Consider the following 23332-nt stretch of genomic DNA (forward strand, 5'->3'; position numbering starts at 1 on the left):
GCACAGTGTCGCCTGCCTGCCCCGGCGTGCGGGGCCGCCCCTGCTCTCGGTGCCCGAGGTCAGGTCAAGTCCACTCCCAGGGCCCGGGCGATCGCCCTGGCCGTGGTCTCGATGATGTTGGGCACGTAGAAGACCACTCCGATTCCGATGGCGAGGACGATGAATTGGACGAACCGCGTGATCTCGCGGGTGAACAGAAAGAAGATCGCCACAATGGAGACGATCACAAGGAATAGCGGGCCGAATATCTGCCGCAGCCAATCGGCCAGCTGATCGGTTTGCAGCTCGTCGTTCGGCGCCGCCAGGACCTCGAACGGAATCGACGCCATCATGTGGTGCAGCATCGACTTACTACCTTCCTGGGTCGTCGGGTGGGTCGGGCACGGGGCGCGCCCGCAAGGCGTGGCCCCGTCATGACGCACCCGGCTCGGTGGTGCCGTGTATGTCTCTCACGTACCAGGTCGTGCCCTTCTTCACCATCGAAAGCTCGTAGGTCTGTTCCAGTTCACCTCCGGCGGCGGCGCCGGGGACCTGCCAGGCCACGGTGGCGGTGATCGTGCGTTCCGCGGTGGCTCCGCGGGGCGCGATGACCTGCCTGACCTGGACGAAGGTGACCGAGTTGGCGAGGCCCGCGATGGCCGTGCCGGCGGCGAAGCGCGACAGCTGGCCCTGGTCGCTTTGGGCGTACGCCTGGAAGAAGGGGGTGAGGACCGGGCCGAGTTCGCCTTCGAGGGCGCTGTCGCGTTCCTTCACGGCCTGTTGCGGCAGTGCGGCCTTGGCCGGGGGCGGCAGCAGGGCGGGCCGGGCGGAGACGACGAGCGAGCCGTTGTTGGCGTAGACGGGGACGGCGAGCCGGAACCATTTGTTGTCATGGCTTCGGCCGAGGACGGTGACGACGCCGTTGTTGGCGTCGCGCGCGTCGACCCCGGCGACTTGGACCGACTGCATTTGCAGCTGGCCGACGCCGTTCCAGCCGAACTGCCCGTCGGCGCCCTCGGCCACGAAGGTGCGTATCTGGGTTTCGCGCGCTGCGGCGGTCTTCTGGTCGTAGTTGAGGTAGACGTTCGCAAATTGAAGCGCGAACGCGCCCGCGGCGCTGCTGGGGAAACCCGTGCCCTTGCCCGGGGACGGGGCGGCGGGCGTCTTCTCGGTGGCGGTGAAGCGTTCGAACGGGGCCCGGATGCCGTTGACCAGGATGACGATGATGACGGCCCACAGCACGGCGCGGCCGACCCACATCCACCAGCGGCCGCCGGAGCCGCCCCATCGGCCGCCGCGCGAGCCGTCGTCGCCGGAGCGCCCGCGCCGCCGGCCGGCGTCGCCCGTCCGCCAGGGGTCGGCGGACGGGTCGAGCGCGCGGCCGGTCACCGCGTCGTCCTCGACCGCAGCGGTCCCACGGCCGTGTCTCACGGCCGACCTGCGAGCCATCCTGCCTCCGCTCGCGCCTCGCCCCCGGTCGGCGCGGTGATGTTGTGCCTCTGGTTCGTGTTCGGGTGTGGTCGTCTCCTGCACCCACCTCGGGCCCAGCGTAACCACGAGCGCCAATTGTTCCAGCGCATCCGAGCGAAGCACACCCCCGGCACGCGGTTGTGGATAACGCGATTCACCTCGACAGCGGCGGGTGAGATTGCCAAACGGTAACGATCGTCTGCCCCAGACTCCGAACGACGTGCGCGGACCCGTTCCGGACAAGCACCACGGTGCGGAAGGTGCTTCATGACCACATGGCGTGGCGGAGCGCAATTTCTTCCCCTTGAATCCGCCATCATGTCCAGTTCGCGACACATCACCGTAATGTTCGCATCACCGGCAGTGCGCGACCCGCGCCATGCAGGTCACCCGGGGTCACAGGAACCTGGCCCCGCGGTCCCGAAGGGCGGTCGCCGTGGCGCCCGGAGCGCGGTCGAGTGCCCCGAGCAATCGCGCGCGTTCCAGCACGGGCAGCCGCGGGTCGTCCGCGAACGTGCCGATCAGGCCCACCAGGCGTCCGCATCCGGCCGACTCGTCGTCGCAGCACGACAACGCGGCGCCCGCCGCGGAAGCCACCGCCTCCCGCACGTTGGGATTGGATGTGCGTTCCAACACATCGGCGATGAGGCCGCAGTCTTCGGCCCGTGCGATGTTCATCATCGCGTTGAGGGCGCTCGCGTGGTTGGCGCCTTCCCCGGTGTACGGGCTGAGCTCCGCGGGCGTGGGCGGCTGTCTCAGCAACGTACGCGCGCACTCCAGGACCTCTTGTTCGAAGTCCTCGTACGGCACGTCCCCACCGAACCGTGACAACGCCCAAGAGCGCTGGATCTGGTCCAGTGCGATGCCCATGGCGACGGTCTCGCCGCTCCGCAACAGCTCACGCAGCGGACGGTCCGCGGCGATCGCATCGCCCTCGGCACAGCCCTGCCAGTAGAACGACGTCGCGGCCAGGCCCGCCACGTCAGACGTTGAAGCGGAACTCCACGACGTCGCCGTCCCGCATGACGTAGTCCTTGCCCTCCATGCGGACCTTCCCCGCCGTGCGGGCGGCGGCCATGGCGCCCTCGGCGACCAGGTCGTCGAAGGAGACGATCTCGGCCTTGATGAAGCCGCGCTGGAAGTCGGTGTGGATGACGCCGGCGGCCTCGGGGGCGGTGGCGCCCTTGCGGATCGTCCAGGCGCGGGACTCCTTGGGGCCCGCGGTCAGGTACGTCTGCAGCCCGAGGGTGGCGAAGCCGATCCGGACCAGCTGCGACAGGCCGGACTCGTCCTGGCCCATGCCCTGCAGCAGTTCGAGCGCCTCCTCGTCGGGCAGCTCGATCAGCTCGGCCTCGATCTTGGCGTCCAGGAAGATCGCCTCGGCCGGGGCGACCAGCTCGCTCAGCCGGGTGCGCAGGGCCTCGTCGGTGAGCTCCTCCTCGTCGAGGTTGAACACGTAGAGGAACGGCTTGGCGGTGAGCAGGTGCAGCTCGCGCAGCAGCGTCAGGTCCAGCCCGGCGCGCTCGGCGCCCGCGAACAGGGTGACGCCGTCGTCCAGGAGCTTCTGCGCGGAGGTGACGGCCTCGACGACCGCCAGCTGGTCCTTGTCCTTCTTGGTGCGCGCCTCCTTCTCCAGGCGCGGCAGGGCCTTCTCGATCGTCTGGAGGTCGGCCAGGATCAGCTCGGTGTTGATCGTCTCGATGTCGCGCAACGGGTCGGTGTCGCCGTCCACATGGGTGACGTCGGGGTCGTGGAAGGCCCGGATGACCTGGCAGATCGCGTTGGTCTCGCGGATGTTGGCCAGGAACTTGTTGCCCAGCCCCTGCCCCTCCGAGGCGCCCTTGACGATCCCGGCGATGTCGACGAACTCCATCGTGGCCGGGATGATCTTCTGTGAGCCGAAGATCTCGGCGAGCCGCTCCAGCCGGGGATCGGGCACCCCGACGACGCCGACGTTGGGCTCGATGGTCGCGAACGGGTAGTTGGCGGCCAGCGCGTCGTTCTTGGTCAGCGCGTTGAAGAGCGTGGACTTGCCGACGTTGGGCAGCCCGACGATTCCGATGGAGAGGCTCACGGCGGACAAGTTTATGGGCCCGCCGGACCATACGCGGACGACGCCGAGGTGAACACCCCGTCAAGCCCACCACCTCAGGCTCCTGCGGTGTGGAGGAACTCCGCTATGTGCCGGAAGGCGGCCCTGCCCTCGGGGACGTGGTCGGCGAAAATCGTGAAGCTGTGCATCAGCCCGTCCCACTCCTGGTAGGCGGCCGCCACTCCGGCGGACCGGGCACGTTCGAACAGCTCGCGGGCGTCGTCGCGGAGGATCTCGCCGCCGGTGGCGACCAGGAGCAGCGGCGGCAGCCCGGTCAGGTCGGCGCGGCGGGGCGCCAGCAGCGGGTCGTCTCCGTCCTTGCCCGCGCAGAAGCGGCGGCCGAGCCAGGCGAGCTTGCCCGCCGGGATGACCGCCTCGCTGCGCGCGTTGAGGCGGTGCGAATCCGCCGCGCACAGCAGGTCGACCCACGGTGACACGCACACCGCCGCGGCGGGCAGGTCCACCTCGTGGCGCCTCAACTCCAGGAGCAGCGAGAGCGTGAGGTGTCCCCCTGCCGAGTCCCCTCCGACGACGATGTCGCCCGGCGCGTACCCGCTGCGCAGGAGGAACTCGTAGGCGGCGAGGGCGTCGTCCAGTGCGTCGTAAGGCGTGTGGTGTGGGGCGAGCCGGTAGTCCAGGGCCAGTACGGGCCGTCCCGTGGACGCCGACAGCCTCCAATTGGACGGCCTATAAAGACGGGCACTCCCGAAGAAGTAACCGCCCCCGTGCAGGTAGAGGAAGACCTTGCGCTCATCGGGGGCGCCTGCTCGTACCCACTCGGCCGTGCACGTCCCCAGATCTTCCTGGGCCACGGAGACCCCACGCGGCACGGTCCGGACGCGTCCCAGGGCACCGGTGGCGCGCTGGAAGCGGAGCAGCCCCTCGAACGAGTTCGGCACCGACGACCAAGCCGTCTTCAGCAGGGCCTTGACCACCTGCCCCGCGACCGCGGCCCGCGCGCTGGGCGGGCCGCCCGGTTCGAGGTGGAGCGCCCGGGCCACCCGTCGTTGCGTCCTCGTCCTGGGCGCGAAGTGGACGGTGGGCATACCGATGCCGGTCGTCATGCTCTCTCCTCGCTCGGCGGGGTCGTGAGCGGCTTCGGCGACGCCGCTCACCCGGTTTGAGGATGTAAGTGAGCGCTGAGTCTAATTGTCCGGTGCGGGGCGTGTCTCGGCGCGTCGCACCGGAACGGCCGGGATCCGCTGCCACGATGAGAGAATGGATCTCGCGCTGCTCGCCGGGCTTGTCCTCGGGGCCGTTCTCGGCGCGATCGCCGGATTCGCCGTCGCGACCGGCCGCCAGGGCACGCTGATCGCCCGCGCCCGTGCCGCCGAGGAGAAGCTGGCCTACGCCGAGGAGCGGATGGCCGAGCGTTTCGAGAACCTGTCCGCCAAGGCCCTGGACGCCAGCAACCAGCGGTTCCTGGAGCTGGCCGACGCCCGTCTCAAGGCCGCCGGCGTGGAGGCCGCGGGCGAGCTGGAGCGCCGCAAGCAGGCCGTGGAGCATCTCGTCGCCCCGCTCAAGGACACCCTCGCCAAGGTCGAGGCGCAGCTGCGCGAGGTCGAGATCGGCCGCCGCGAGTCGCACGCGATGCTGGCCAAGCAGGTCGACTTCGTCCGGCAGAGCGGCGAGCAGCTGCGCGGCGAGACCCAGGCGCTGGTGCGGGCGCTGCAACGTCCCGAGGCGCGCGGCCGCTGGGGGGAGCTGCAGCTGCGCCGGGTCGTCGAGCTGGCCGGCATGACCCACCACTGCGACTTCGACGAGCAGGCCGCCGCCGAGACCGAGGACGGCTCGGTGCGCCCCGACATGGTCATCCGCCTCGCCGGCGGCAAGAACATCGTGGTCGACTCCAAGGTGTCCCTGGCCGCCTATCTGGAGGCCGCCGAGACCGGCGACCCGGTACGGCTCGACGCGCACGCCCGGCATCTGCGCGACCACGTCGACCGGCTCGCGGCCAAGGCGTACTGGCAGGCGTTCAGCCCCGCGCCGGAGTTCGTCGTGCTGTTCATCCCCGGGGAGGCGTTCCTGGCGCCCGCGCTCGACCGCGACCCGGGCCTGCTGGAGTACGCGATGCGGCGCCGGGTGCACATCGCCACCCCGACGACGCTGGTCACGATGCTGCGGACGGCGTCGTACGTCTGGCAGCAGGCCGCGCTGTCACGCAACGCCCGCGCGGTGTTCGACCTCGGCAAGGAGCTGTACGAGCGGCTGGGCACGCTGGGCGGGCACGTCGACGAGCTGGGCCGCTCGCTGACCGGGGCGATCAAGTCGTACAACCGCGCCGTCGGGTCCCTGGAGACGCGGGTGCTGGTCAGCGCCCGCAAGCTGAACGAGCTCGGCGTGGTGGACGCTCCGCTGGAGGGGCCCGACCCGGTCGAGGAGAGCCCGCGCTCGCTGTCGGCCGCCGAACTGACCGAGCCCCCGGACGGTCACCGCGCGAAAGGCGCGGGGCACGCGGAGTCGTCCGCCGAAGCGGTAGGTTTCGGCGGACGGGCCGGCCCTGACCGGATCGATCGCCGGGAGAGGTGGCGGCCATGAGTTCACCGACGGTAGGCGACGCGCCCTCGGGCGCCTCGCCGGACTCAGGGGGTCGAGTGCGAGGTCAGCGGGGCCGGACGCGCGGGCGGCCGGGCTCTCGGGGCAGGGCTGCCGGCGGTGGCCCGATCACCCTGACGGGACGCGGCGGGGTCGTGGTCCTGGCCGGCATCGCCCTGGCCGGCGCCCTGCTGTCGCGCTGGCTGGACCTCGGCGTGCTGGCGGGGGCGGGCTTCCTGGCGGGCTGCGTCCTGGCCGCGCTGGCCACCCGTCCCGCCGACCTGCTCACCCTGGCCGTCAGCCCGCCCGCGGTGTTCCTGGCCGTGACGGTGCTGGCGGAGATCGTGACGACGCTGGGCGAGCCGTCGCCGGTGCGCGGCGTCGCCGTGGGGCTGCTGACGGCCCTGGCGAGCACCGCGCCGTGGCTGTTCGGCGGCACCCTGCTGACGCTGCTGATCACCGTGCCGCGCGGCCTGCCCGCGAACGTCCGCGAGCTGCGCGACAGGCTCGCCGGGAGCCGCCTGTTCGAGCAGGAGGAGAACGAGAACCCGGTCCGCTGGGAGGAGCCCCCCGCCGGCGGACGCGGCAGGCGCCGCCTCTCCCCCGACGAAGCAGACTGACCCCGGCCCTCAGAGGACCTGCCAGGTCGACGCCGTGACCTGGCAGGGGCCGCCCCGGTGCGCCAGAAGCCGTCCGGCGGCGACGTCGAGCGCGATCGTGGCGAGGGTCTCCATTCGGACGTTGAACTCCTCCGCCGGGTCGGCGTGCGCGCACACGGGAGCGCCGTCCGGGCCGTGGCTCAGCATCGCGTGCGCCCGTCCGGTGGCGTCGGCGGCACCCAGATCGCCGGTGCGGTCTTCCATGTGCTTCAGCCGGGTGTAGGTCCCGGGGCGCTCGGTGCCCAGCCGCTCCCCCACCGCCAGCGCGGGATCCAGGAAGTGGTTGGAGTGCAGGAGCACACCGCCCGCGTCCACCGGGACGGCCGCCACACCCGCCGGGCACACTTCGATCGACTTGGCCGTGGCGCGTTCGCCGTCGAACGCGACGACGGTGATGACGGTGGAGGCCGAGGTCCGGGCGGACCACGCGATCTCCAGGGCGTCCCCCACGCCGGCGGCCTCGTCGAGGATCCGGCGGGCCACCAGGTGCACGGGCACGCCGATGTCCGCGTGGTCGGACGCGTGCCGCAGGATGTTGAAGTGGACGCCGAGCCCGGCGCCGTTCACGCCGATCTTGGCCAGCACGCCGAACTCGGTGAAGGTGCGCACCCGGTGACCGGGGCGCGGCTCGTACTCCCACAGCAGGGGCGCCTCGCGCAGCCGGTCGTGCCAGTCCCAGGTCTGGACGGTGCGGGGCGGCAGCCCGGCGCCGGGCAGGGTGACCGCGGTGGAGCACTCGCCCTCGCCGCCGGCGCGCAGCGCCGCGAGGATCTCGGTGCGCGCGTTGAGCGCCGCGACCTGCCACGGCCGCAGCCCGGCGCCCTCGGCGATCGCGGCGATCTCCCTGGCCTGGTCCGGCGCCCAGGCGGCGGTGCGGTCGAGCGCCCGCAGGCTCCAGTCGCGGACCTGCCCGGGGCCGGCGCCGGAGGCGGCGAACAGCTCGTCGTAGCGGGCGGCGGTGGCGCGCACCTCGGTGCGCCACCGCGTGCCGAACGCCCGGCCGCGGTCCACCGGTCCGGATTCGGGCGAATGCGCCACCGGGAAGGTCATCGTCGGTCACTCCCTCGCGGGTCCACGCGGCTCATGAGGTCGGCCAGGTCAGGGTTGGCGTCGGCTCCTGCGGCGAAAGCGTCCCACACCCGGCCGCGGAGCCCGTCGTCCTGGTCCTGGCTCAGCTTGAACAGGCTCTGCTCGTGGCGCACGTGGAGCCGGAATGCCGCTACGCCCTGGAGGATGCCCCGGAATGTCCGCCGTGATTCCGGGCTCGGCCGCCATTCGGGCGTCCGGGGCGCCTCCACCGTCCGGACGGTTCGTTCGACGACGTCGAGCACCCCGTCCGGATCGGTGATGAGCTCGGCCCGGCCGGTCAGGTGGACGGCGGCGTAGTTCCAGGTCGGGACGGACGGGTCCGCACCGTGCATGGCCGGCGAGACGTAGCCGTGCGGGCCGGAGAAGACCACCAGGATCTCCGGCGCCGCCTCCAGCGTCCGCCACTGCGGGTTGACCCGCGCCATGTGCCCCAGCAGGGTGGTGCCGGCGAACGAGGTCGCCGCGCTCGCGGGATCCTCGATGATCACCGGGGCGTGCGTGGCCACGGGCACCCCGCCGGCCACGCTGACGATGAGCGCGAACGGGTTGTCCCGGACGAGATCGACGGCGTGCCGGGGGTCGCCGGTCGCGAAACGGGGAAAAGCGTACATCGCGGACGCCTCCTCACTCCGCGCTGTTCAGGATCGCGTCCCAGGCGACCTCGGACGCCAGCGCCCCAAGCCCGGACGGCCGGACGCCGGCCAGGTCGACCTGGTCGGTCGTCATCGCGAACAGCACGTCGCCGTCCATCTCGGTGTGGAACGGCTGGATGCCGCGGTGCATCGAGCTGTGCACCTGGCGGCCGAGCTGGCCAAGCTCGCGGTCGGTCAGCCGGACGTTGGTCACCAGCACCGTCAGGGTGGTGTTGCCGGTGACGGCGCCCGGGCCCGCGCCGGTGTCCGCGTCCGTCGCGCCGATCATGGCGGTGTAGTCGGCGGACGGGTGCCGGCGCACGCCCTCCGCGGCGTGGTAGTTGCCGCGGACGACCGTGCCGTCCCGGTCCACCACCACCCCGATCGGATTGGTCACCGTGGCGACCAGCACCCCGGCCTCGCCGAACGCGCGGAAGGCGGCGCCCTGGCCGGTGAACTCGGCCCGGGAGAAGTCGATCTTGCCCGCGGTGGCGCTGCGGCCCGCGCCGCACCGGCCCACCGGGAACGCGCCCTCCCGGGCGGCGCGCAGCGCGGCGGCGCCGAGGGCGGCATCGGGGTGGACGGCGTTGTCCCGGCAGCTGAAATCGTAGATCACCGCACCGGACACCGTCTGCAGCTCGTCCCACCTGGTGCGGTTGTCGCGGCGCGCGAGCAGCTCGGCGCTCACCCCGGCCGCGGCCGCCAGCCCGTACACCGACCCGCCCGCCAGGCAGACGGCGTGGTTGAACTCGTAGCCGCCGCTGAGGCCGACGGCGCCGCCGCGGATGTCCACGGCCGTCCGGGCGCCCGCGGGGACGTGCACGACCGTGCAGCCGGTGGGGCCCTCGGCGTACTCGGCGGTGCCGACGAGCACGCCCGGCAGGTCGAACTCGACCACGCCGCGGCCGGGGCTGTCCCGCGGCACCGGCGGTGGGGCGGCGTTGCCCGGGACGCCCGCGGCGAACTCCGACGGCGTCGCCGGGCGCGGCTCCGACGGCGTCGCCGGGCGCCCCCCGGTCGCCTGCCCGTTCGTCGTGGTCAAAGTGCCTCCAGCAGCTGCTTCGAGTAGGCGTGGGACGGGCCCGTGTAGAACGTCTCGGTCGCGGCCGTCTCGACGACCTCACCGGCCCGCATGACGGCGATCCGGTCCGCGACGTAGCGGACCGCGCCGAGATCGTGCGAGATGAACAGGGCGCCGAACCCGAACTCGTCCTGCAGGTCCTTGATGAGATTGAGGATCTGCGCCTGGACCGACACGTCCAGCGCGCTGACGGCCTCGTCGAAGACGATGAAGCCCGGCCTGGTGATCAGGGCGCGGGCGATGGACACCCGCTGGCGCTGGCCGCCTGACAGCTCGTGCGGGTACCGGCGGGCCAGCTCGGGCTCCAGGCCGACCTCCTCCAGCATCCGCCGGACCTTTTCGGCGGCCCCGGCCCGGCTCGCGCCGCCGAGCACGTGGAGGGGTTCGGCGACGCTCTGCCCGACCCGCATCCGGGGATTCAGCGACCAGTCCGGATGCTGGAGCACGGCCTGCATCCGCCCGGCCAGCCGGCGGCGCCGCCGCGGGAACGGGCGGCCGTCGAACCGCACCGTGCCGGAGTCGGGCCGCCGCAGCCCCAGGGCGACCCGGCTCGTGGTCGTCTTCCCCGACCCGGACTCCCCCACCAGGCCCAGCGTCTCACCCGCGGCCACCTGGAGCGAGACGTCCCGCATCGCGCGCAGGACGCGGCGCGCGAACGGTGGGCCGGAGGTGAAGGTCACGGTCACCTCGTCGAGTTCGAGGATCACGCGGTCACCTCCTCCGGTTCGGTGAACGGCAGCTCCCCCACCCGATGGCACAGCACGTCCCTGCCGTCCACGCGGACCGGCTCGGGACGCTCCCGGTCGCACCGTTCGACGGCGAACGCGCACCGCGGAGCGAACGCGCATCCGGGTGAGGGCCCCGTGAGCGTGGGCGGCCGTCCCGGCACCGGCTCCAGCCGCGCCCCGTGGCCGGCACGCGCCGGCGCCGATCGCGCCAGGGCGGCGGTATAGGGGTGGGCGGGACGGGTGAGGACCTGCCCCGCGGGCCCGTCCTCCACCACCCGGCCGCCGTACATGACGGCGACGCGGGCGCACCGGCGGGCGACGGCGGCCAGGTCGTGGCTCAGCCAGACGATGGCGGTGCCCGCGTCGGCGGCCAGCGAGAACACCACGTCGAGCACCTCCTCGCGCACCTGGGCGTCCAGCGCGGCGGTCGGCTCGTCGGCCACCAGGAGCTCCGGCCCGGCGGCCATGGCCATCGCGATCGCCACGCGCTGCGCCATGCCGCCCGACAGCTGGTGCGGGTAGGCGCGGGCGACCTCGCGGGGGTCGCGCAACCGGACGCGTTCCAGGTGGGAGGCCAGGACCCGCTTGTCCGCACGGCGTCCGAGCACCAGCCGGAGCTGGGCGCCGATCCGCTTCGTGGGGTCGAGCGAGGCGACCGGGTCCTGGAACACCATGCCCAGCCGCTCGCGGCGCATCCGGCGCAGCGTGGCGGGCGCCAGCTCGAACACCGGCGCCCCCGCGACGCGGACCGTCCCGCCGACGCGCTCCGCGGACGGCGGCAGCAGCCGGCCCACCGCCGCGCCGAGGGTGGACTTGCCCGAGCCGCTCTCGCCGACGACGCCGACCGTCCCGCCCGCCGGGACCGACAGGGACGCCTCGTCGAGCGCGCGGACGCGGCGGCCGTTCGCCGCGTAGTCCACCACCAGCCCCCGCACGTCCAGCAGCGGCTCCTGCGGCGACGGCTCCTTGCCCGTACCGGCGACGCTCATACCAGCGACCTTGTCTCTCGGGGTTCGAGGAGGTCCCGGAGCCCGTCGCCGAGCACGTTCAGCGCCAGGATCGCGGTGACCAGGACCGCGCCGGGGCCGACGAGCAGCCACGGCGCGGCGACGAGATACGCGCCGCCCTGCTGGATCAGCACGCCGAGCGAGGCGCGGGGAGGCTGCACGCCCAGCCCGAGGAAGCTCAACCCGCCCTCCACCGCGATGCCGACCGACAGCGCGTAGGTGCCCTGGACGGCGATCGTTCCGGAGACGTTCGGCAGCACATGGCGGCCCAGCACGCGCGGCAGCCCCGCCCCGCTGATCACCGCCGCGGTCACGTAGTCGCGCCCCGCCACGCCGGCCGCGGCGGTCCGCACCAGCCGGGTCATCAGCGGGATCGTGACCAGCACGATGGCGGCCATCGCCGCCGTCCGTCCCGGGCCGGCCACCGCCGACACCAGGACGGCCAGGATGATCGCGGGGAACGCGTACAGCACCTCGACCAGCCGCATGACCAGCTCGTTGACGTACCCGCCCCGGTATCCGGCCAGGATGCCGAACGCCGCGCTGACCACCGCCGTGAGCAGCACCGCGGCCGACGACAGCAGCAGCGTGGTCGCGACGCCCTCCATGACGCGCGGCAGCATCGCCCGGCCCAGGTTGTCGGTGCCCAGCCACCACCGCGCGTCCGGCGGCCGCAACCGGGGGCCGACGATCCGCTCCGGATCGCCGCCGAGGTCCAGCACCGACCCGAGCGCGAACGCGACCAGGACCAGCAGGCAGACCAGCCCGGCCCGGGACAGCGGATCGAGTCTCCTGAACGCCTTCACGGCCGGCTCCTCCCACCCGCGGTCCCGAGCCGCGGGTCGATCACCCCGACGGCCAGGTCGACCAGGACGTTCACCACGATGAACACCAGGGCCGCCAGCAGGACGCCCGCCTGCACGACCGCGTAGTCGCGCCGGGTGATCGCCTGGACGACGTAGGAGCCGATCCCCGGAAGGTTGAACACGTGCTCCACGATCACCGCCCCGCCCAGCAGGTACGCGGCGACCGTCGCGGTGAGCGTCACCACCGGGGCGGCCGCGTTGCGCAGGACGTGCCGCCGGACGATCGACCACGGGGTGCGGCCGCGGGCGACGGCCGCGGTGATGTACGGCTCGACCAGCACGCCCATGACCGCGTCCCGGGTCGTGCGCGCCGTCGCCGACAGCGCGAACACCGACAGCACCGCCGCGGGCAGCACCATCGACCGCAGGTTCGCCGCCGGATCCTGGGTGAACGGCACGAACCCGCCGACGGGCAGGCCCAGCGCGTACCGGGAGAACGCGAACACCAGCAGGCTGCCCAGCACGAACTCCGGCAGGCTCACCCCGAGCCCGCTGAGCAGCCGGCCCGCCGCCGCGCCCCGGCCGCCGCGCGCGCGGACGGCGGTCAGCACGCCCAGCGGCACCCCGGCGAGCAGCGCCGCGCCCACCGCGAACAGCGTCAGCTCGGCGGTCACCGGGAGCCGCCGCCACAGCTCGTCCGCGACCGGCTCGCGGCTGATCATCGAGACGCCGAAGTCGCCCTGGGCGAGGGCGCCCAGCCAGTGCCCGTACTGCAGGAGGACGGGCTCGTCCAGGCCGTAGCGGTCGGCCAGCTCGGCCTTCTGCGCGGCACTGGCGAACGGCCCCAGGATCGTCTCGGCGAAGCCGCCCGGCATCATCCGCACGGCCGCGAAGATCAGGACCGAGACGCCCAGCAGCGTGGCGGCCGCGCTCAGCGCCCGGCCGGACCACCACAGCAGCAGCCGCATCGGACTACTGGGCCTTCTTCATGCGCAGGTCCGCGAGGAACCGCAGCGGATTGCCGTAGCCCTCGACGCTGTAGAAGGTCGGGCTGACCGAGTCGGTGCGGTAGGCGGTGGTCGCCGGGCGGGTGACCAGCGGGATCATCTGCGCGTCCTGGTCGGCCTTGGCGCACACCGCGCGCAGCACCTCGTCCCGTTCGCGGCCCTTGGGCTGCCGGCCCGCGGTGTCGATGAGCTTGTCGAGATCGGGGTCGGGTTTCATGAACGCGGCGTTGAAGCCGCCCTGCTCGGGATTCCACCAGCGCATCACCATGGCCGGGTCGGCGTACCCGGCGAACCACGACAGCGCGGCGTCGAAGGTGGGTTTCGGGGTGTAGACCTTTCCGCCCCAGCTCGCCTCGTCCATCTGCTCGATCTTCACGGTGACCCCGATCTGCTGGAGGTTCTGCTGGATCACCTGCGCCACGGCGGGGGCGGGCTGGGTCGAGTAGATGCTCAGCGTGAAGGTCGGGTTCCGCACTCCGGCCTGCGCCAGCAGCGTCTTCGCCTGGGCGACGCCCGCCTTGGCCGAGGGCATGGCCGCGGGGTCGCAGGCCCCGGGCAGCCCCGCCGGGGTGACGGTGGTGGGCTTGCCCTGCCCGCCGAGCGCCACGTCCGACACCTGCTGCCGGTTCAGCGCCATGTTGACCGCCTGCCGCACCCGCGGGTCGGCGAACGGCGAACCGGCCTTCTTGGTGTTGAGCATCAGGTAGTAGAAGTCGGTCGTGGCCTGGGTGACGACCTTGACGTTCGCCGCCCCCGCCAGTGTGGCGCGGGAGTCGACGTTGCCGAGCGTGGCCATGGCGGCGCCGCCGTTCTGCAGCGCGGCGACCCGCGCGTTCTCCTCGGCCGCGATGGTGACCTCGACGCCGTCGACCGCCGGCTTGCCCTTCGCCCAGTACCGGGCGTTGCGCTTGAAGCTCCAGGAGACGTCCTGGCGGTGGGCGGCGACGGTGAACGGGCCGGTGCCCAGCATCGCGGTCTCCGGCTTCACCGAACCGTCCTTGATCTCCTTCATCGGCAGGACCGCCGCGGGGACGTTCGCGAGCGCCGTGAGGAACGGCCCGTAGGGCGCGCTCAGCTTGACCTCGACATCGAGCGGCCCGGTCTTGGCGACCGACTTCACCGGGCCGAGCTGCCCCCGCCACACCGACTTGGACGCCAGCAGCCGCTCGAGGCTGCCCACCACGTCGTCGGCGGTCATGGCCCTGCCGTTGGAGAAGGCGACGCCGTCCCGCAGCGTGAACTCGTAGGTGGTCGGGTCGGGGGTCCGCCAGCTCGCCGCCAGCCCCGGCCTGACCTCGAAGTCGGGCCCGACGGTGACCAGGGTCTCGTAGACCAGCGACAGCAGCTGCCAGGAGGAGGCCACGTCCGCCATCTGCGGGTCGAGCCCGGTGGCGGCGCCGATGTCGACATGCGTCTGCAGCTTGAGCGTGCCGCCCGCGGGCAGCGCCTTGTCCGCGACCGCGGCATAGCCCGGGGCGGCGGGGGTGTCGCCGGTAGCGGTCGTGCCAGCCGAGCACGCCGAAGCCATCAGCACGGCGGTCGCCGCGGCACCGAGCCAGGTGGGGCGCATGGGGGGTTCCTTCCTAGTGGCAGTGCCGGGCCGTGCTCGGCGGGACGTCCAGCGTCGGGTTGCGGTCGAAGAACCCGACCGGCTTGAGGGTGAATCCGCAGGTGTCGACGGGCATGACCGGCCAGTCCTCGGGACGCGGGTGGTGGGTCAGCCCGAAGGTGTGCCACAGCACGATGTCCTGGCCGTCGATGTCGCGGTCGGCCCGGGTGTAGGCCGGCAGCCCCGCTCCCCCAGGGTGCTGGTTGACCAGGTCGCCCGCCGGGTAGCGCTCGTCGGGGTGGTAGCGGGTCACCCACAGGTGCCGGGTCGCGAACGCGGCGCGCCCGTGGATGGACGATCCCGCGGCGGCCAGCAGGGTGGGCAGGCCCTCGGGCGTCAGCGCGTACCCGACCGGCCGTCCCAGCCGGTTGGTGGTCTCGGTGTTGACGACGTGCCAGGCGCGCCCGCGGGACGGGTCGGCGTCGCGGCACGCCTCGGTCTCGGTGCGCAGCCTCCGGGACGCCCGGCCGAAGGCGTTCCCATAGGGGTTGTCCCGGTCCATGGGCAGCGGCGCCGCCTCGACCTCGTCGACGGCGTTGCGCGTCCCGTCCACCGCCATGTCCAGGCGCGCGCTGAACAAGTGCTGGTGGTAGGGGGCGGCCAGGCCCGGCGCGACCTCGGAGGCGTACGGCCGCGCCCGCTCGTCGTACACGCCGGTGAAGACGATGCCGGTGGCCTTGACCTCCAGCTCGATCGTCCCGTCGAGGTAGAGGTACCAGTAGAAGCCGTAGTCGTAGTTGCCGACGGTGACGAAGAACGAGATCACCAGCCGGCGCTGCCGCCGCACCTCCTTGGAGCCGTTGGCCGGGTCGGTGTGCTTCCACAGCACGCCGTAGTCCTCTTCGTGCATGCAGATCGTGTTGGGCAGCACCCGGGGACGGCCGTCGTCGCCGGTGACGGTCACGTCGAAGTAGGTGATCTCGCCCAGGCAGTCGCAGCCCAGTTCCAGCGCGTTGGCGAGCTTGCCCAGCTGGTACTCGCCGGTGTCGAAGTAGCTCTGCCAGAACCGCACCGGGCTCGGATCCCCGTACGGGACCACCATCTCCGCCACCGAGGCCCGGTAGACGATCGGCCGGGTGCGGCCGGCGTCGTCGAAGCCGATCTGGTGCAAAACCAGACCCTCGCGCATGTCGTAGCCGAGCCGCAGGCTCCAGTTCTCCCAGCGGACGAGGGTGCCGTCCACGGTGAAGCTCGGCCCCTCGGGCTGGGTGATCTCGATGGGCCGCTGCGAGGTCCGGTGCGGGCCGGACACCTCGGGGCGGTGGTAGTCGCCCGACTCCTCCGGGATCGGCTGGGCGCCGGTGTCGACGATCTCGAGCACGGCCCGGTCGACCAGGTCGACGTAGGCGACCAGCCCGTCGATCGGATGCGCCCAGGGCAGGCTCTCCGGCGTGGGCTGCAGGTGGGCGAGCACCCGGGCGACGCGGCGGCCCTTCTCCGCGGGGAGGTCGAAGTGGCCGGCGGTCAGCGCGGCCGTGTAGACCGTGCCGGGGTCGGTGATCCCGCGCCGCAGCAGGGCCTCCGACCAGCCCGGGTCGTTCTTCAGCACCTCCCGGACGGCGGCGTGCTCCTCGTCCAGCAGCGGCACCTGCCCGCTGCTGACGGGATCGACCACAGTAATGGACTCGACCTCGCCGGAGGTCAGCGAGACGACGACGTCCTCGGCGTCACCCCGCCGGTCGAGCAGCAGGGCCCGTGCCCGCCGGCCGGGCGCGCCGCCGGTGAGCACTTCGTCCTTGGGCGGCTCCAGCAGCCCGAGGTAGGCGACCCGGGTCGATTCCGTCAGCACGCCCGCCGCGGCGAGGATCTCCCGTACCCGGTCGATCTCGGCCGCGTCCAGCGGGTCGAGCGGGTGCGGCCGCGCACCGGCCCCGAGGGTTGCCATCTCCGGCGGCTCCTTCCGCTGCCGGAACGTTCCGGCAATGGAGAGCAACCTAGCCCGCGCCCGGAGCGACGACAAGACCCGCCGGCCCCGGAACTACGATGGGATCCCGTGCAGAACAACCGGCCCGCCACCCTGATCACCGTCGCCGAGGCGGCGGGGGTGTCCAAGACGACCGCCTCCGACGCCCTGCGCGGCTCGGGCCGGGTGTCGGAGGAGACGCGGGCCGCCGTCCAGCGCGCCGCCGACGCGCTCGGCTACGTCCCGAACGGGTCGGCCCGGCACCTGCGGCGCGCCAGCACCGGCACGATCGGGCTTTACGTGCCCGAGGTGCTCACCCGCTCCGACTACTACATGTCGTTCGTCTTCGGCGTCGTCGCGACGGCGTCCGACAACGACTACGACATCACGCTCATCACCTCGGGCCGGGCCCGCCCGCCCCGCGTCGACGGCCTGGTGCTCGGCGACCCCCTCACCGGCGACCCCGTCGTCGAGGAGCTGATGAACGCGGGCCTGCCGACCGTCACCTGCGAGCGCTTCCCCGGCCGGGCCCGCCCGGACGGGGTGGTCTGGTCACGGCACGCCGACGTGGTCGGCGACCTCCTCGACCACCTGGCCGCCTCCGGCGCGGAGCGGCCCGCGCTGCTCGTCGCGGGCGACGAGAGCGACTGGGCGGCGAACGTGCACCGCGGCTACCGCGACTGGTGCACCCGGCACGGCGTCGCCCCGGCCGTCCGGACCGTCCCGTTCGAGGCCCCCGCCGGCGACGTCCACGCCGCCGGCCGCGACCTGCTGCGCGACGAACCCGGCCTCGACGCCCTGGTCTGCGCGCCGGCCGGCTCCGCCGCCCAGCTCCTGCCCCTGCTGCGCGACGCCGGCCGCCGCGTCGGCACGGACCTCCTGCTGGCGTCCTGCGTCGACGCCCCGGACCTGCTCCTGACCGAACCGCCGGTCACGGCCATCGACCTGCGCCCCCGCCGGGCGGGCGCCGCCTGCGCGGCACTGCTCTTCGAACTCCTCGACGGCACCAGCCCACCCGGCACCGAACGCGTCCACCCCATAGAGCTGATCGCCAGGGCGTCCACCGCCCCGATCAGCCCGCGTTGACGCTGCGACGCCAGGTGCGCAAGCCTTGCGCAGACACCAGATTCCCCAGCACCCGGAGGCAAAGCCCGGTGAGCGCAGTGCCCGGCTGGTATCCGGATCCGCAATGGATGGGCCGGGAACGGTACTGGGACGGGCAGGCATGGACCGACCACTCGCGCCGTTGGGAAGGAAAGAGCGGATCCACGTCCGCGCCGCTGAGCACCCAACCCCCGGCAAGGGACACGGCGGTGCCCGCCCCCGTGCAAGCACCCCCACGCCAGTCCCTCACACCGCCCGACGTGCCCGTTCCTCAGATCGCGGGCCCGTCACATCGTCCGTCGCCGGCGGCGTCCAAGCCGCTGAGGACCGCAGGGACGACACTGATCGTTGTCCTGCTGGTTCTGGTCAGCGAGGGCGCGGTCGTCGCGCCGATCGCCTACGGCCTGCATCTCCGCTGGCCCGTCTGGGGCGCGGCACTGCCCTTGGCCATCTGGGTAGCGCTCGCGTTCCTGCTGTCCGTATCGCGATTCGGGTCGGCGTCCCGCCCGTGCAGAGAGCCGAACAGTGCGGAACGCGCCCGACTCGAACTCCCCTGGCAGCGCCTCACGCAACGGTCCAGGCGGCTGCTGGTGACCGATCAGGACGACCTGAACGCCTGCTGCTCCACCGGGCAGCGCGTGGTCGTGACTGCGCATTCGGCCCGTTCACTGCCCGCCGGACAACTGGAAGCAGTGCTCGCACACGAACTGGGCCACCGCTCGGCCGTGCAGAACTTCGCGGGCACGCACCTGTCCTGGCCCAGCAGGCTGCTGTGGTGGACACTGAGAACCTTGTGGACGCCGGTCGGCCCCATGTGGAAGCGAGCCGTCAAATGGCATCGCCCGGTCGGCTTCCTGCTGGTGTTCCTGCTCGCAACCACCGCCACGGCAGTCACCGCCGTGTCCGCACTGCCCGCCGGCCTGGCCCGTGCCTTGCGCCTTGTCATGCGCCCCTTGTCGGAGTACACCGAATTCCAAGCCGACACCTACGCGGTACGGCTGGGCCTGGGATCCGAACTGCTCGCGGCGGTCGAGCACCAGATCGAGACAGTGACGAGCGGCGACAACCTGCCCCTTCCGCTGGTCCGCCGCGCCGAACGCCTCCGCCGCCACCTCGCCGGGCCGTGACCAGGCGAATTTCTAGTCCCCCGACCCGGTGCCGTCCAGGATGGCCTCGATCTGGTGCCGGTAGAAGCGGAGTTGCCCACCGGGGGTCCGCGTGTAGTCCAGCAGGCCCCTGTACGCCCACGACTGCACCGTGGAAGGCGAGACCCCGAGCATCCGCGCCACCTCACCGGTCTTCAACACCTCCGGCGGCCCGTCGATCATCGAGGCCGCCTCACCCGCGCCGCGGCTCGCTGGACGTGGCCAGGGATCGCGCGTCCGCCTCAACCTTCCTGACCACGCTCTCCGCCGCCTCCTGGAGATCCAGGAGAGGATGCCGGTCGTAGCCGGACCCGTTCCTCCAGGCGAACCAGCCGGGCGTGACCCAGATGTCCAGCGCGCAACTCGTGATCACCGATATCCCGGTGGCGTCGCTGCGGCGGGTCACGGCCAGCCCTCGCGAGCCGAGCAGCGAGTGGAGCCGCTCAGCGGCTACCGACGGTGCGATGACCCGGCGCGGCACCGGCCAGACCGGGGGCAGTGGCAGGGCGAACCAAGTCGCCTTGCCGAGGACGGGACGCGCGGCCAGGCGTGAGCGCGAGGGATGCCAGCCCCAGGCCGTGGCCAGTGCCCCGACGATTCCCAGGCCCTTGCCGTGCTCGTCCAGCACATCTCCGGGCGTGGGGCAGGGAACCACGTCCCTGTGACCGTCGAAAACGGCCACGACCAGTTCGAGACGCGGATGGGTGCGGGCCCAGACCCACAGCTCGACCATGTCGGCCGAGGCAGATGCCGCCCGGCCCGCGTGCTGGTGACTGTTGGTCGCCAGCTCACTGACGGCCAGGACGCCGCTGTCGATCATGTCGGGCGCAAAGCCCAACTGCGCCATCACCGAGCCGAGCGCATCCCTGGCCCGCTTCGCGCAGCACGCATCCCCCGCGAACCGCCACAAACACGCACCACCGAACGGAATATCCGAGGGCTTCCCGCCCATCATCTGCGCCTCCTCGAGCTCTGGAGAGGGTGACGTCCGCACGCCGGAAGATGATCGCCGCCGCAAGGTAGCGATTCGAGCTCAATTGATCACCGAACGTAACGGAACTGGACTCGTGCCATGATGAACGCCGTTGCTCAAATTCTCAAGCTCGGACTTTGAAGTAGTCCATCTGGCGGCCATATGTCCGTTTACCCATGTACGAGGAACGGTTTCCGTACGATGCTGTCCACCCAGGTGACCGCACCCTCCGCACACGATCAGGAGCCGAACGTGATCGACAGCACCGCCCGCTACAGCCCGTCCGTCCGTCGCCGCCGCCTGTCCCGCGAGCTCCGGCGGCTACGGGAAGGAACCAACCTCACCGCGGACGAGGTCGGCCGGCGGCTGGAATGGTCACAGGGCAAGTTGTCCGCGATGGAGACCAACAAGTGGAAGCGCCCCAACCCTCGCGACATCAAGGACCTGTGCGAGCTGTACGAAACCGACGACGCGACCAGAGAAGCCCTGATGACCATGGCCCGCGAGTCCCGCAAGCGCGGTTGGTGGGAGGATGAGTACGGCGACGTGCTGGGCTCGGCCTACGTCGGCTTCGAACAGGAGGCCAGGTCCCTGCACGCCTACCAGCCACTCGTGATCCCAGGGCTCCTGCAGACTCCCGCCTACATTCGGGCGCTCGCCCGAGGGGATCTGGCCCGCGATGCGGACGAGATCGACCGGCGGCTCGAGATGCGCATGACCCGCCAGAAGATCCTTGAACACGAAGATCCACTGACGATGTGGGTCATCATTGACGAAGCCGCGCTCGTCCGCCCCTTCGGCTCAACCGCCGATCAGCGGGAGCAACTGCAGCGGCTCGTCGACACCGACGCGCTTGAGCACGTCACCCTGCAGATCCTCCCGTTCGATGCCGGGCTGCACGCAGGGCTCGCCTGCGGATTCGTGATCCTCAGCTACACCCAGGATCCCTCGATCGTGTACTTGGAGACTGGCGGCGGGAACGCGCTGTATCTGGACAAGCCGGAAGATCTGGAACGTCATAGTGTGAGGTTCCAGCACCTGCAGGCCAGCGCGCTGGCCCCAGATGCGTCGATCCGGTTCCTGTCCGAAATGATCAGCCAGCTGGAGTGAGGACAATGCAGCCCCTCCCCCTGTTCCGCACCTCCCGGGCGACCGACCTTGCCAAGACGGTCTGGCGGAAGTCCATCCACAGCCAGGGCACCGGCGGCGAGTGCGTCGAACTCGCAAACTTGGCCGACTCGGTGGCCGTTCGCGACTCCAAGGACCCCGCGGGCCCCAAGCTCACCTTCACCCGAGCCGAGGTCAAGGCTTTCTTCACAGCCATTCGTCAAGGCGACTGCGAACAAGATCGTTCGCCAGCCTGTTGATCGTGGCGTGTTCGGCTAGCAGCAAGGTCGACAAGAGCGATCACCCCGCGCCTGCTTCCCTGTCGTAAACAGTACGTGATCACACGACTATCGATAGTTTGCTGGGCATGTCACCCTCGTATCAGCACGAGGTGCCACTGCACATGATCAGGCAGCGCCCCCGCCTCGCTGTCGAAATATTGCGTGATGTCTTCGACATCGACGTGCCCGCACACGATCAGGTCACCCTGGCGTCGGAGAACGTCTCCACGCTGCATCCGGCCGAGCTCAACTGCGATGGCGCCGTCCTGGCCAACAAGGCCGGGAAGGCGGTGTTCGGTGTCGTGGTGGAGTCGCAGCGGCGGACCGACGACGAGAAGGAATACAGCTGGCCGGCATATCTGGCCACGTTCCGTCACCAGCACAAGTGCGATGCGGAGCTGCTGGTGCTGTGCCCGGACGAGACCACCGCCCAACGGCTGGGGAAGCCGATCGTGCTGAGCCCTTCGAGGTCGGTGGTGTATCCGGTCACCGTATCCCCCAAGGCTCTACCCCCGGTGACCGACGCGCAAGAGGCCCGGCGGCGGCCCGAACTGGCCGTCCTCACCGCTCCCGCCCATGCCGACAGCCCGGACGGCAAGGACGTCCTGCGCGGGTACTGCGAGGCACTCGAAGCCCTCGATCGCGAAACCGGCAAGCTTTACCATGACTACGCTCGGTCGCTATTCTCGGACGTGGCGCGCAAGCTCCTGGAGGAGATCATGCTCGACGACTACCAGTGGCAGTCCGACTTCGCCATCAAGCACCGGTCCGAAGGACGTGCCGAAGGTGAGGCGAGGGCGCTCCTGATGTTCCTGCGCGCCCGCAAGATCTGCGTCTCCGATGAAACCCGCGAGCAGATCACGGGGTGTACAGACCTGGACCGGCTCGAACTCTGGCTGAAGCGCGCCGCCACGATCAACACCACCGACGAACTCTTCGACTGAGACGAGAATCCAGCAAGCACCGCACCTCCTCCTCGCGCCCGGCCCAACGGGCCGGGCGCCCCACATTTCCGCCGACAGCCCGTCTGGTGAAGACGTCCCATACGGCTGCTGCGCGGCCGTGTGCCAAGACGACCACGGTTACGAACGCCGAACGGTCCTTGATCGCGGCACCCCATCGGCTGGCGGCGTGTTCGCCTATGGGGTGGCCGAGGAGGCGAACATGCCGCGACCGACGCATACGGCCGACCCGCGCGCAGGCACCGACTTGTCGCCAGACGGTTTCATAAATCGTCACCGATTCTGCCTGCAGCAAATCGCCTGGCCAAATTCAAGAAGTCATCAAGTTCGGCATCGTTAAGATCTCGTTCAAAGATCAACTCGCCAAGCAGGAGGAGTTGAGCGCTGCCAATCTTATCTGGATCGAGATCGACCTGCGACACGTCCCCAAGAGCGGATCGGATGAGACTCTCCGCTGTGCTCGGATCGATCTCGATGTCATCCTGGAGCAATCTGACGCGTACGGCGGAGACGAAACGAACTATCTCTGCCACGGACCAAGAGAAGAACCGCCGCCGCACTGCTACAACGAATGCAGCACGCCCCAACTCAGCGAACCCGCCAAGAGAGCCTCTTTGGGCAAGTTGCGATACGAGCTCCTCCCAGCCTGAATCGAGCACAAGGAAGGCACGCAATGTCGCAATGTGATCATCGGATATCGAAATATCGATCCGGGGGTCACCATCGCTCACTCCAGCCATTGGTCAGCCAGCTTGCGAGCTTCGCCCAGAAGTTCATCCAGACCCAGGTCATCCAAATGCGCGTCCGACACTAGGGCCGCCAGGACTATCATCTGAACAACTCCCCTCGTTTGACTGTCGACGTCGTCGATCTCCTCGTTGGTGTAGACCGCCAGAATCATACGCTCGGCCACACGCGGATCAAGGTCGTCAGTTACTCTTTCCGACCTGGCTCGCACGCTACTCACGAACTCGATTATTTCCTCGATCGGCGTGCTCTCATTGAACCTCCGCTCGACGGCTTCACAGAACGCCGCGGAGAGAAGTGCTCCATAAGTAGCCCGAGCGGTGGGTTCCAACCGCTCCCATCGCAGTTCATATTCCGTGAAGTCGCCCGCAAGCTGCGCCCGCAGCGTGGCCACCTGCTCAGCGGAAATCGCCATC

Annotated in this window: 25 protein-coding genes and 1 pseudogene; 8 read left to right on the forward strand and 18 right to left on the reverse strand. The window is 71.0% G+C overall.

The window, feature by feature from the left end:
* Positions 1 to 59: 59 nt before the first annotated feature.
* From ABD340_RS18025 to ABD340_RS18045, 5 genes are all read right to left on the reverse strand, one after another.
* Positions 60 to 344, reverse strand: a complete 285-nt coding sequence (locus tag ABD340_RS18025) for a hypothetical protein (RefSeq protein WP_425547387.1) — start codon at positions 342 to 344, stop codon at positions 60 to 62.
* Between the two features lie 67 nt (positions 345 to 411).
* Entirely contained in the window at positions 412 to 1410 is a 999-nt protein-coding gene (locus ABD340_RS18030) for a conjugal transfer protein (RefSeq protein ID WP_344590136.1), read from the reverse strand.
* Positions 1411 to 1845: 435 nt separating this feature from the next.
* Positions 1846 to 2430: a hypothetical protein gene (locus ABD340_RS18035; RefSeq protein ID WP_344590137.1), complete on the reverse strand. Its 585-nt coding sequence runs from the start codon at positions 2428 to 2430 to the stop codon at positions 1846 to 1848.
* Between the two features lies 1 nt (position 2431).
* The gene (ychF, locus tag ABD340_RS18040; RefSeq protein ID WP_344590138.1) at positions 2432 to 3523 is read right to left on the reverse strand and encodes a redox-regulated ATPase YchF; all 1092 of its coding nucleotides are present in this window, start codon (positions 3521 to 3523) and stop codon (positions 2432 to 2434) included.
* A 74-nt stretch (positions 3524 to 3597) separates the two neighbouring features.
* Positions 3598 to 4605 carry an alpha/beta hydrolase gene (locus ABD340_RS18045; protein ID WP_344590139.1) on the reverse strand — a complete coding sequence of 336 codons (1008 nt, stop codon included), beginning with the start codon at positions 4603 to 4605 and terminating at the stop codon, positions 3598 to 3600.
* Positions 4606 to 4759: 154 nt separating this feature from the next.
* On the opposite strand from ABD340_RS18045, the gene ABD340_RS18050 reads away from it, so the two are divergent.
* Positions 4760 to 6079 (forward strand): DNA recombination protein RmuC, encoded by a 1320-nt coding sequence (locus ABD340_RS18050; RefSeq protein ID WP_344590140.1) that lies wholly within the window; start codon positions 4760 to 4762, stop codon positions 6077 to 6079.
* Between the two features lie 56 nt (positions 6080 to 6135).
* Positions 6136 to 6696: a DUF6542 domain-containing protein gene (locus tag ABD340_RS18055; RefSeq protein WP_425547388.1), complete on the forward strand. Its 561-nt coding sequence runs from the start codon at positions 6136 to 6138 to the stop codon at positions 6694 to 6696.
* A gap of 9 nt (positions 6697 to 6705) precedes the next feature.
* Here the strand turns inward: ABD340_RS18055 and ABD340_RS18060 are convergent, their stop codons facing one another.
* Genes ABD340_RS18060 through ABD340_RS18100 form a run of 9 tightly spaced genes read right to left on the reverse strand, consistent with a single transcriptional unit; the run spans position 6706 to position 16579 of the window.
* Positions 6706 to 7785, reverse strand: a complete 1080-nt coding sequence (locus ABD340_RS18060; protein ID WP_344590141.1) for a C45 family autoproteolytic acyltransferase/hydrolase — start codon at positions 7783 to 7785, stop codon at positions 6706 to 6708.
* Positions 7782 to 8435 (reverse strand): FMN-binding negative transcriptional regulator, encoded by a 654-nt coding sequence (locus ABD340_RS18065; RefSeq protein WP_344590142.1) that lies wholly within the window; start codon positions 8433 to 8435, stop codon positions 7782 to 7784. The genes ABD340_RS18060 and ABD340_RS18065 overlap by 4 nt, the downstream gene beginning before the upstream one ends.
* 13 nt (positions 8436 to 8448) lie before the next feature.
* On the reverse strand, positions 8449 to 9498 hold the full coding sequence (locus ABD340_RS18070; RefSeq protein WP_344590143.1) for a P1 family peptidase: 1050 nt from the start codon (positions 9496 to 9498) through the stop codon (positions 8449 to 8451).
* Positions 9495 to 10244: an ABC transporter ATP-binding protein gene (locus ABD340_RS18075; RefSeq protein WP_344590144.1), complete on the reverse strand. Its 750-nt coding sequence runs from the start codon at positions 10242 to 10244 to the stop codon at positions 9495 to 9497. The genes ABD340_RS18070 and ABD340_RS18075 overlap by 4 nt, the downstream gene beginning before the upstream one ends.
* Positions 10241 to 11254, reverse strand: a complete 1014-nt coding sequence (locus ABD340_RS18080; protein ID WP_344590145.1) for an ABC transporter ATP-binding protein — start codon at positions 11252 to 11254, stop codon at positions 10241 to 10243. The genes ABD340_RS18075 and ABD340_RS18080 overlap by 4 nt, the downstream gene beginning before the upstream one ends.
* The gene (locus ABD340_RS18085; RefSeq protein ID WP_344590146.1) at positions 11251 to 12078 is read right to left on the reverse strand and encodes an ABC transporter permease; all 828 of its coding nucleotides are present in this window, start codon (positions 12076 to 12078) and stop codon (positions 11251 to 11253) included. The genes ABD340_RS18080 and ABD340_RS18085 overlap by 4 nt, the downstream gene beginning before the upstream one ends.
* Positions 12075 to 13046 (reverse strand): ABC transporter permease, encoded by a 972-nt coding sequence (locus ABD340_RS18090; RefSeq protein ID WP_344590147.1) that lies wholly within the window; start codon positions 13044 to 13046, stop codon positions 12075 to 12077. The genes ABD340_RS18085 and ABD340_RS18090 overlap by 4 nt, the downstream gene beginning before the upstream one ends.
* A 4-nt stretch (positions 13047 to 13050) precedes the next feature.
* Positions 13051 to 14655, reverse strand: coding sequence for an ABC transporter substrate-binding protein (locus ABD340_RS18095; protein ID WP_344590148.1), 1605 nt, complete (start codon positions 14653 to 14655; stop codon positions 13051 to 13053).
* A gap of 13 nt (positions 14656 to 14668) precedes the next feature.
* The gene (locus ABD340_RS18100) at positions 14669 to 16579 is read right to left on the reverse strand and encodes a primary-amine oxidase (protein WP_344590149.1); all 1911 of its coding nucleotides are present in this window, start codon (positions 16577 to 16579) and stop codon (positions 14669 to 14671) included.
* Positions 16580 to 16687: 108 nt separating this feature from the next.
* Here ABD340_RS18100 and ABD340_RS18105 point away from each other — a divergent pair, with 108 nt between their 5' ends.
* From ABD340_RS18105 to ABD340_RS18110, 3 genes and pseudogenes are all read left to right on the forward strand, one after another.
* The gene (locus ABD340_RS18105) at positions 16688 to 17683 is read left to right on the forward strand and encodes a LacI family DNA-binding transcriptional regulator (protein ID WP_344590150.1); all 996 of its coding nucleotides are present in this window, start codon (positions 16688 to 16690) and stop codon (positions 17681 to 17683) included.
* A 77-nt stretch (positions 17684 to 17760) separates the two neighbouring features.
* Positions 17761 to 17832, forward strand: a pseudogene (locus ABD340_RS47985) (DUF2510 domain-containing protein); the annotation flags it as partial.
* 129 nt (positions 17833 to 17961) lie between these two features.
* The gene (locus ABD340_RS18110; RefSeq protein ID WP_344590151.1) at positions 17962 to 18828 is read left to right on the forward strand and encodes a M48 family metalloprotease; all 867 of its coding nucleotides are present in this window, start codon (positions 17962 to 17964) and stop codon (positions 18826 to 18828) included.
* Positions 18829 to 18840: 12 nt separating this feature from the next.
* Here ABD340_RS18110 and ABD340_RS18115 read toward each other — a convergent pair whose 3' ends face one another.
* Together ABD340_RS18115 and ABD340_RS18120 are read right to left on the reverse strand one after the other, a co-directional pair.
* Entirely contained in the window at positions 18841 to 19029 is a 189-nt protein-coding gene (locus ABD340_RS18115; RefSeq protein ID WP_344590152.1) for a helix-turn-helix domain-containing protein, read from the reverse strand.
* Positions 19030 to 19039: 10 nt separating this feature from the next.
* Positions 19040 to 19801, reverse strand: a complete 762-nt coding sequence (locus tag ABD340_RS18120) for an ATP-binding protein (RefSeq protein ID WP_344590719.1) — start codon at positions 19799 to 19801, stop codon at positions 19040 to 19042.
* A gap of 270 nt (positions 19802 to 20071) precedes the next feature.
* Between ABD340_RS18120 and ABD340_RS18125 the strand changes: the two genes are divergently transcribed.
* From ABD340_RS18125 to ABD340_RS18135, 3 genes are all read left to right on the forward strand, one after another.
* Positions 20072 to 20929 carry a helix-turn-helix domain-containing protein gene (locus ABD340_RS18125; RefSeq protein WP_344590153.1) on the forward strand — a complete coding sequence of 286 codons (858 nt, stop codon included), beginning with the start codon at positions 20072 to 20074 and terminating at the stop codon, positions 20927 to 20929.
* Between the two features lie 5 nt (positions 20930 to 20934).
* A complete protein-coding gene (locus ABD340_RS18130) occupies positions 20935 to 21186 on the forward strand; it encodes a DUF397 domain-containing protein (protein ID WP_344590154.1) in 252 nt (83 codons plus the stop codon).
* A 143-nt stretch (positions 21187 to 21329) separates the two neighbouring features.
* Positions 21330 to 22151, forward strand: coding sequence for a hypothetical protein (locus ABD340_RS18135; protein ID WP_344590155.1), 822 nt, complete (start codon positions 21330 to 21332; stop codon positions 22149 to 22151).
* Positions 22152 to 22432: 281 nt separating this feature from the next.
* On the opposite strand, the gene ABD340_RS18140 is transcribed toward ABD340_RS18135, so the two are convergent.
* Together ABD340_RS18140 and ABD340_RS18145 are read right to left on the reverse strand one after the other, a co-directional pair.
* Positions 22433 to 22900 (reverse strand): hypothetical protein, encoded by a 468-nt coding sequence (locus ABD340_RS18140; protein WP_344590156.1) that lies wholly within the window; start codon positions 22898 to 22900, stop codon positions 22433 to 22435.
* Positions 22897 to 23331: a hypothetical protein gene (locus tag ABD340_RS18145; RefSeq protein ID WP_344590157.1), complete on the reverse strand. Its 435-nt coding sequence runs from the start codon at positions 23329 to 23331 to the stop codon at positions 22897 to 22899. Before ABD340_RS18145 ends, ABD340_RS18140 begins: the two co-directional genes overlap by 4 nt.
* Between the last annotated feature and the right edge of the window lies 1 nt (position 23332).

Origin of the sequence: Actinomadura vinacea, assembly GCF_039532545.1 — a bacterium.
In the GTDB taxonomy this organism is placed as follows: Bacteria; Actinomycetota; Actinomycetes; order Streptosporangiales; family Streptosporangiaceae; genus Spirillospora; species Spirillospora vinacea.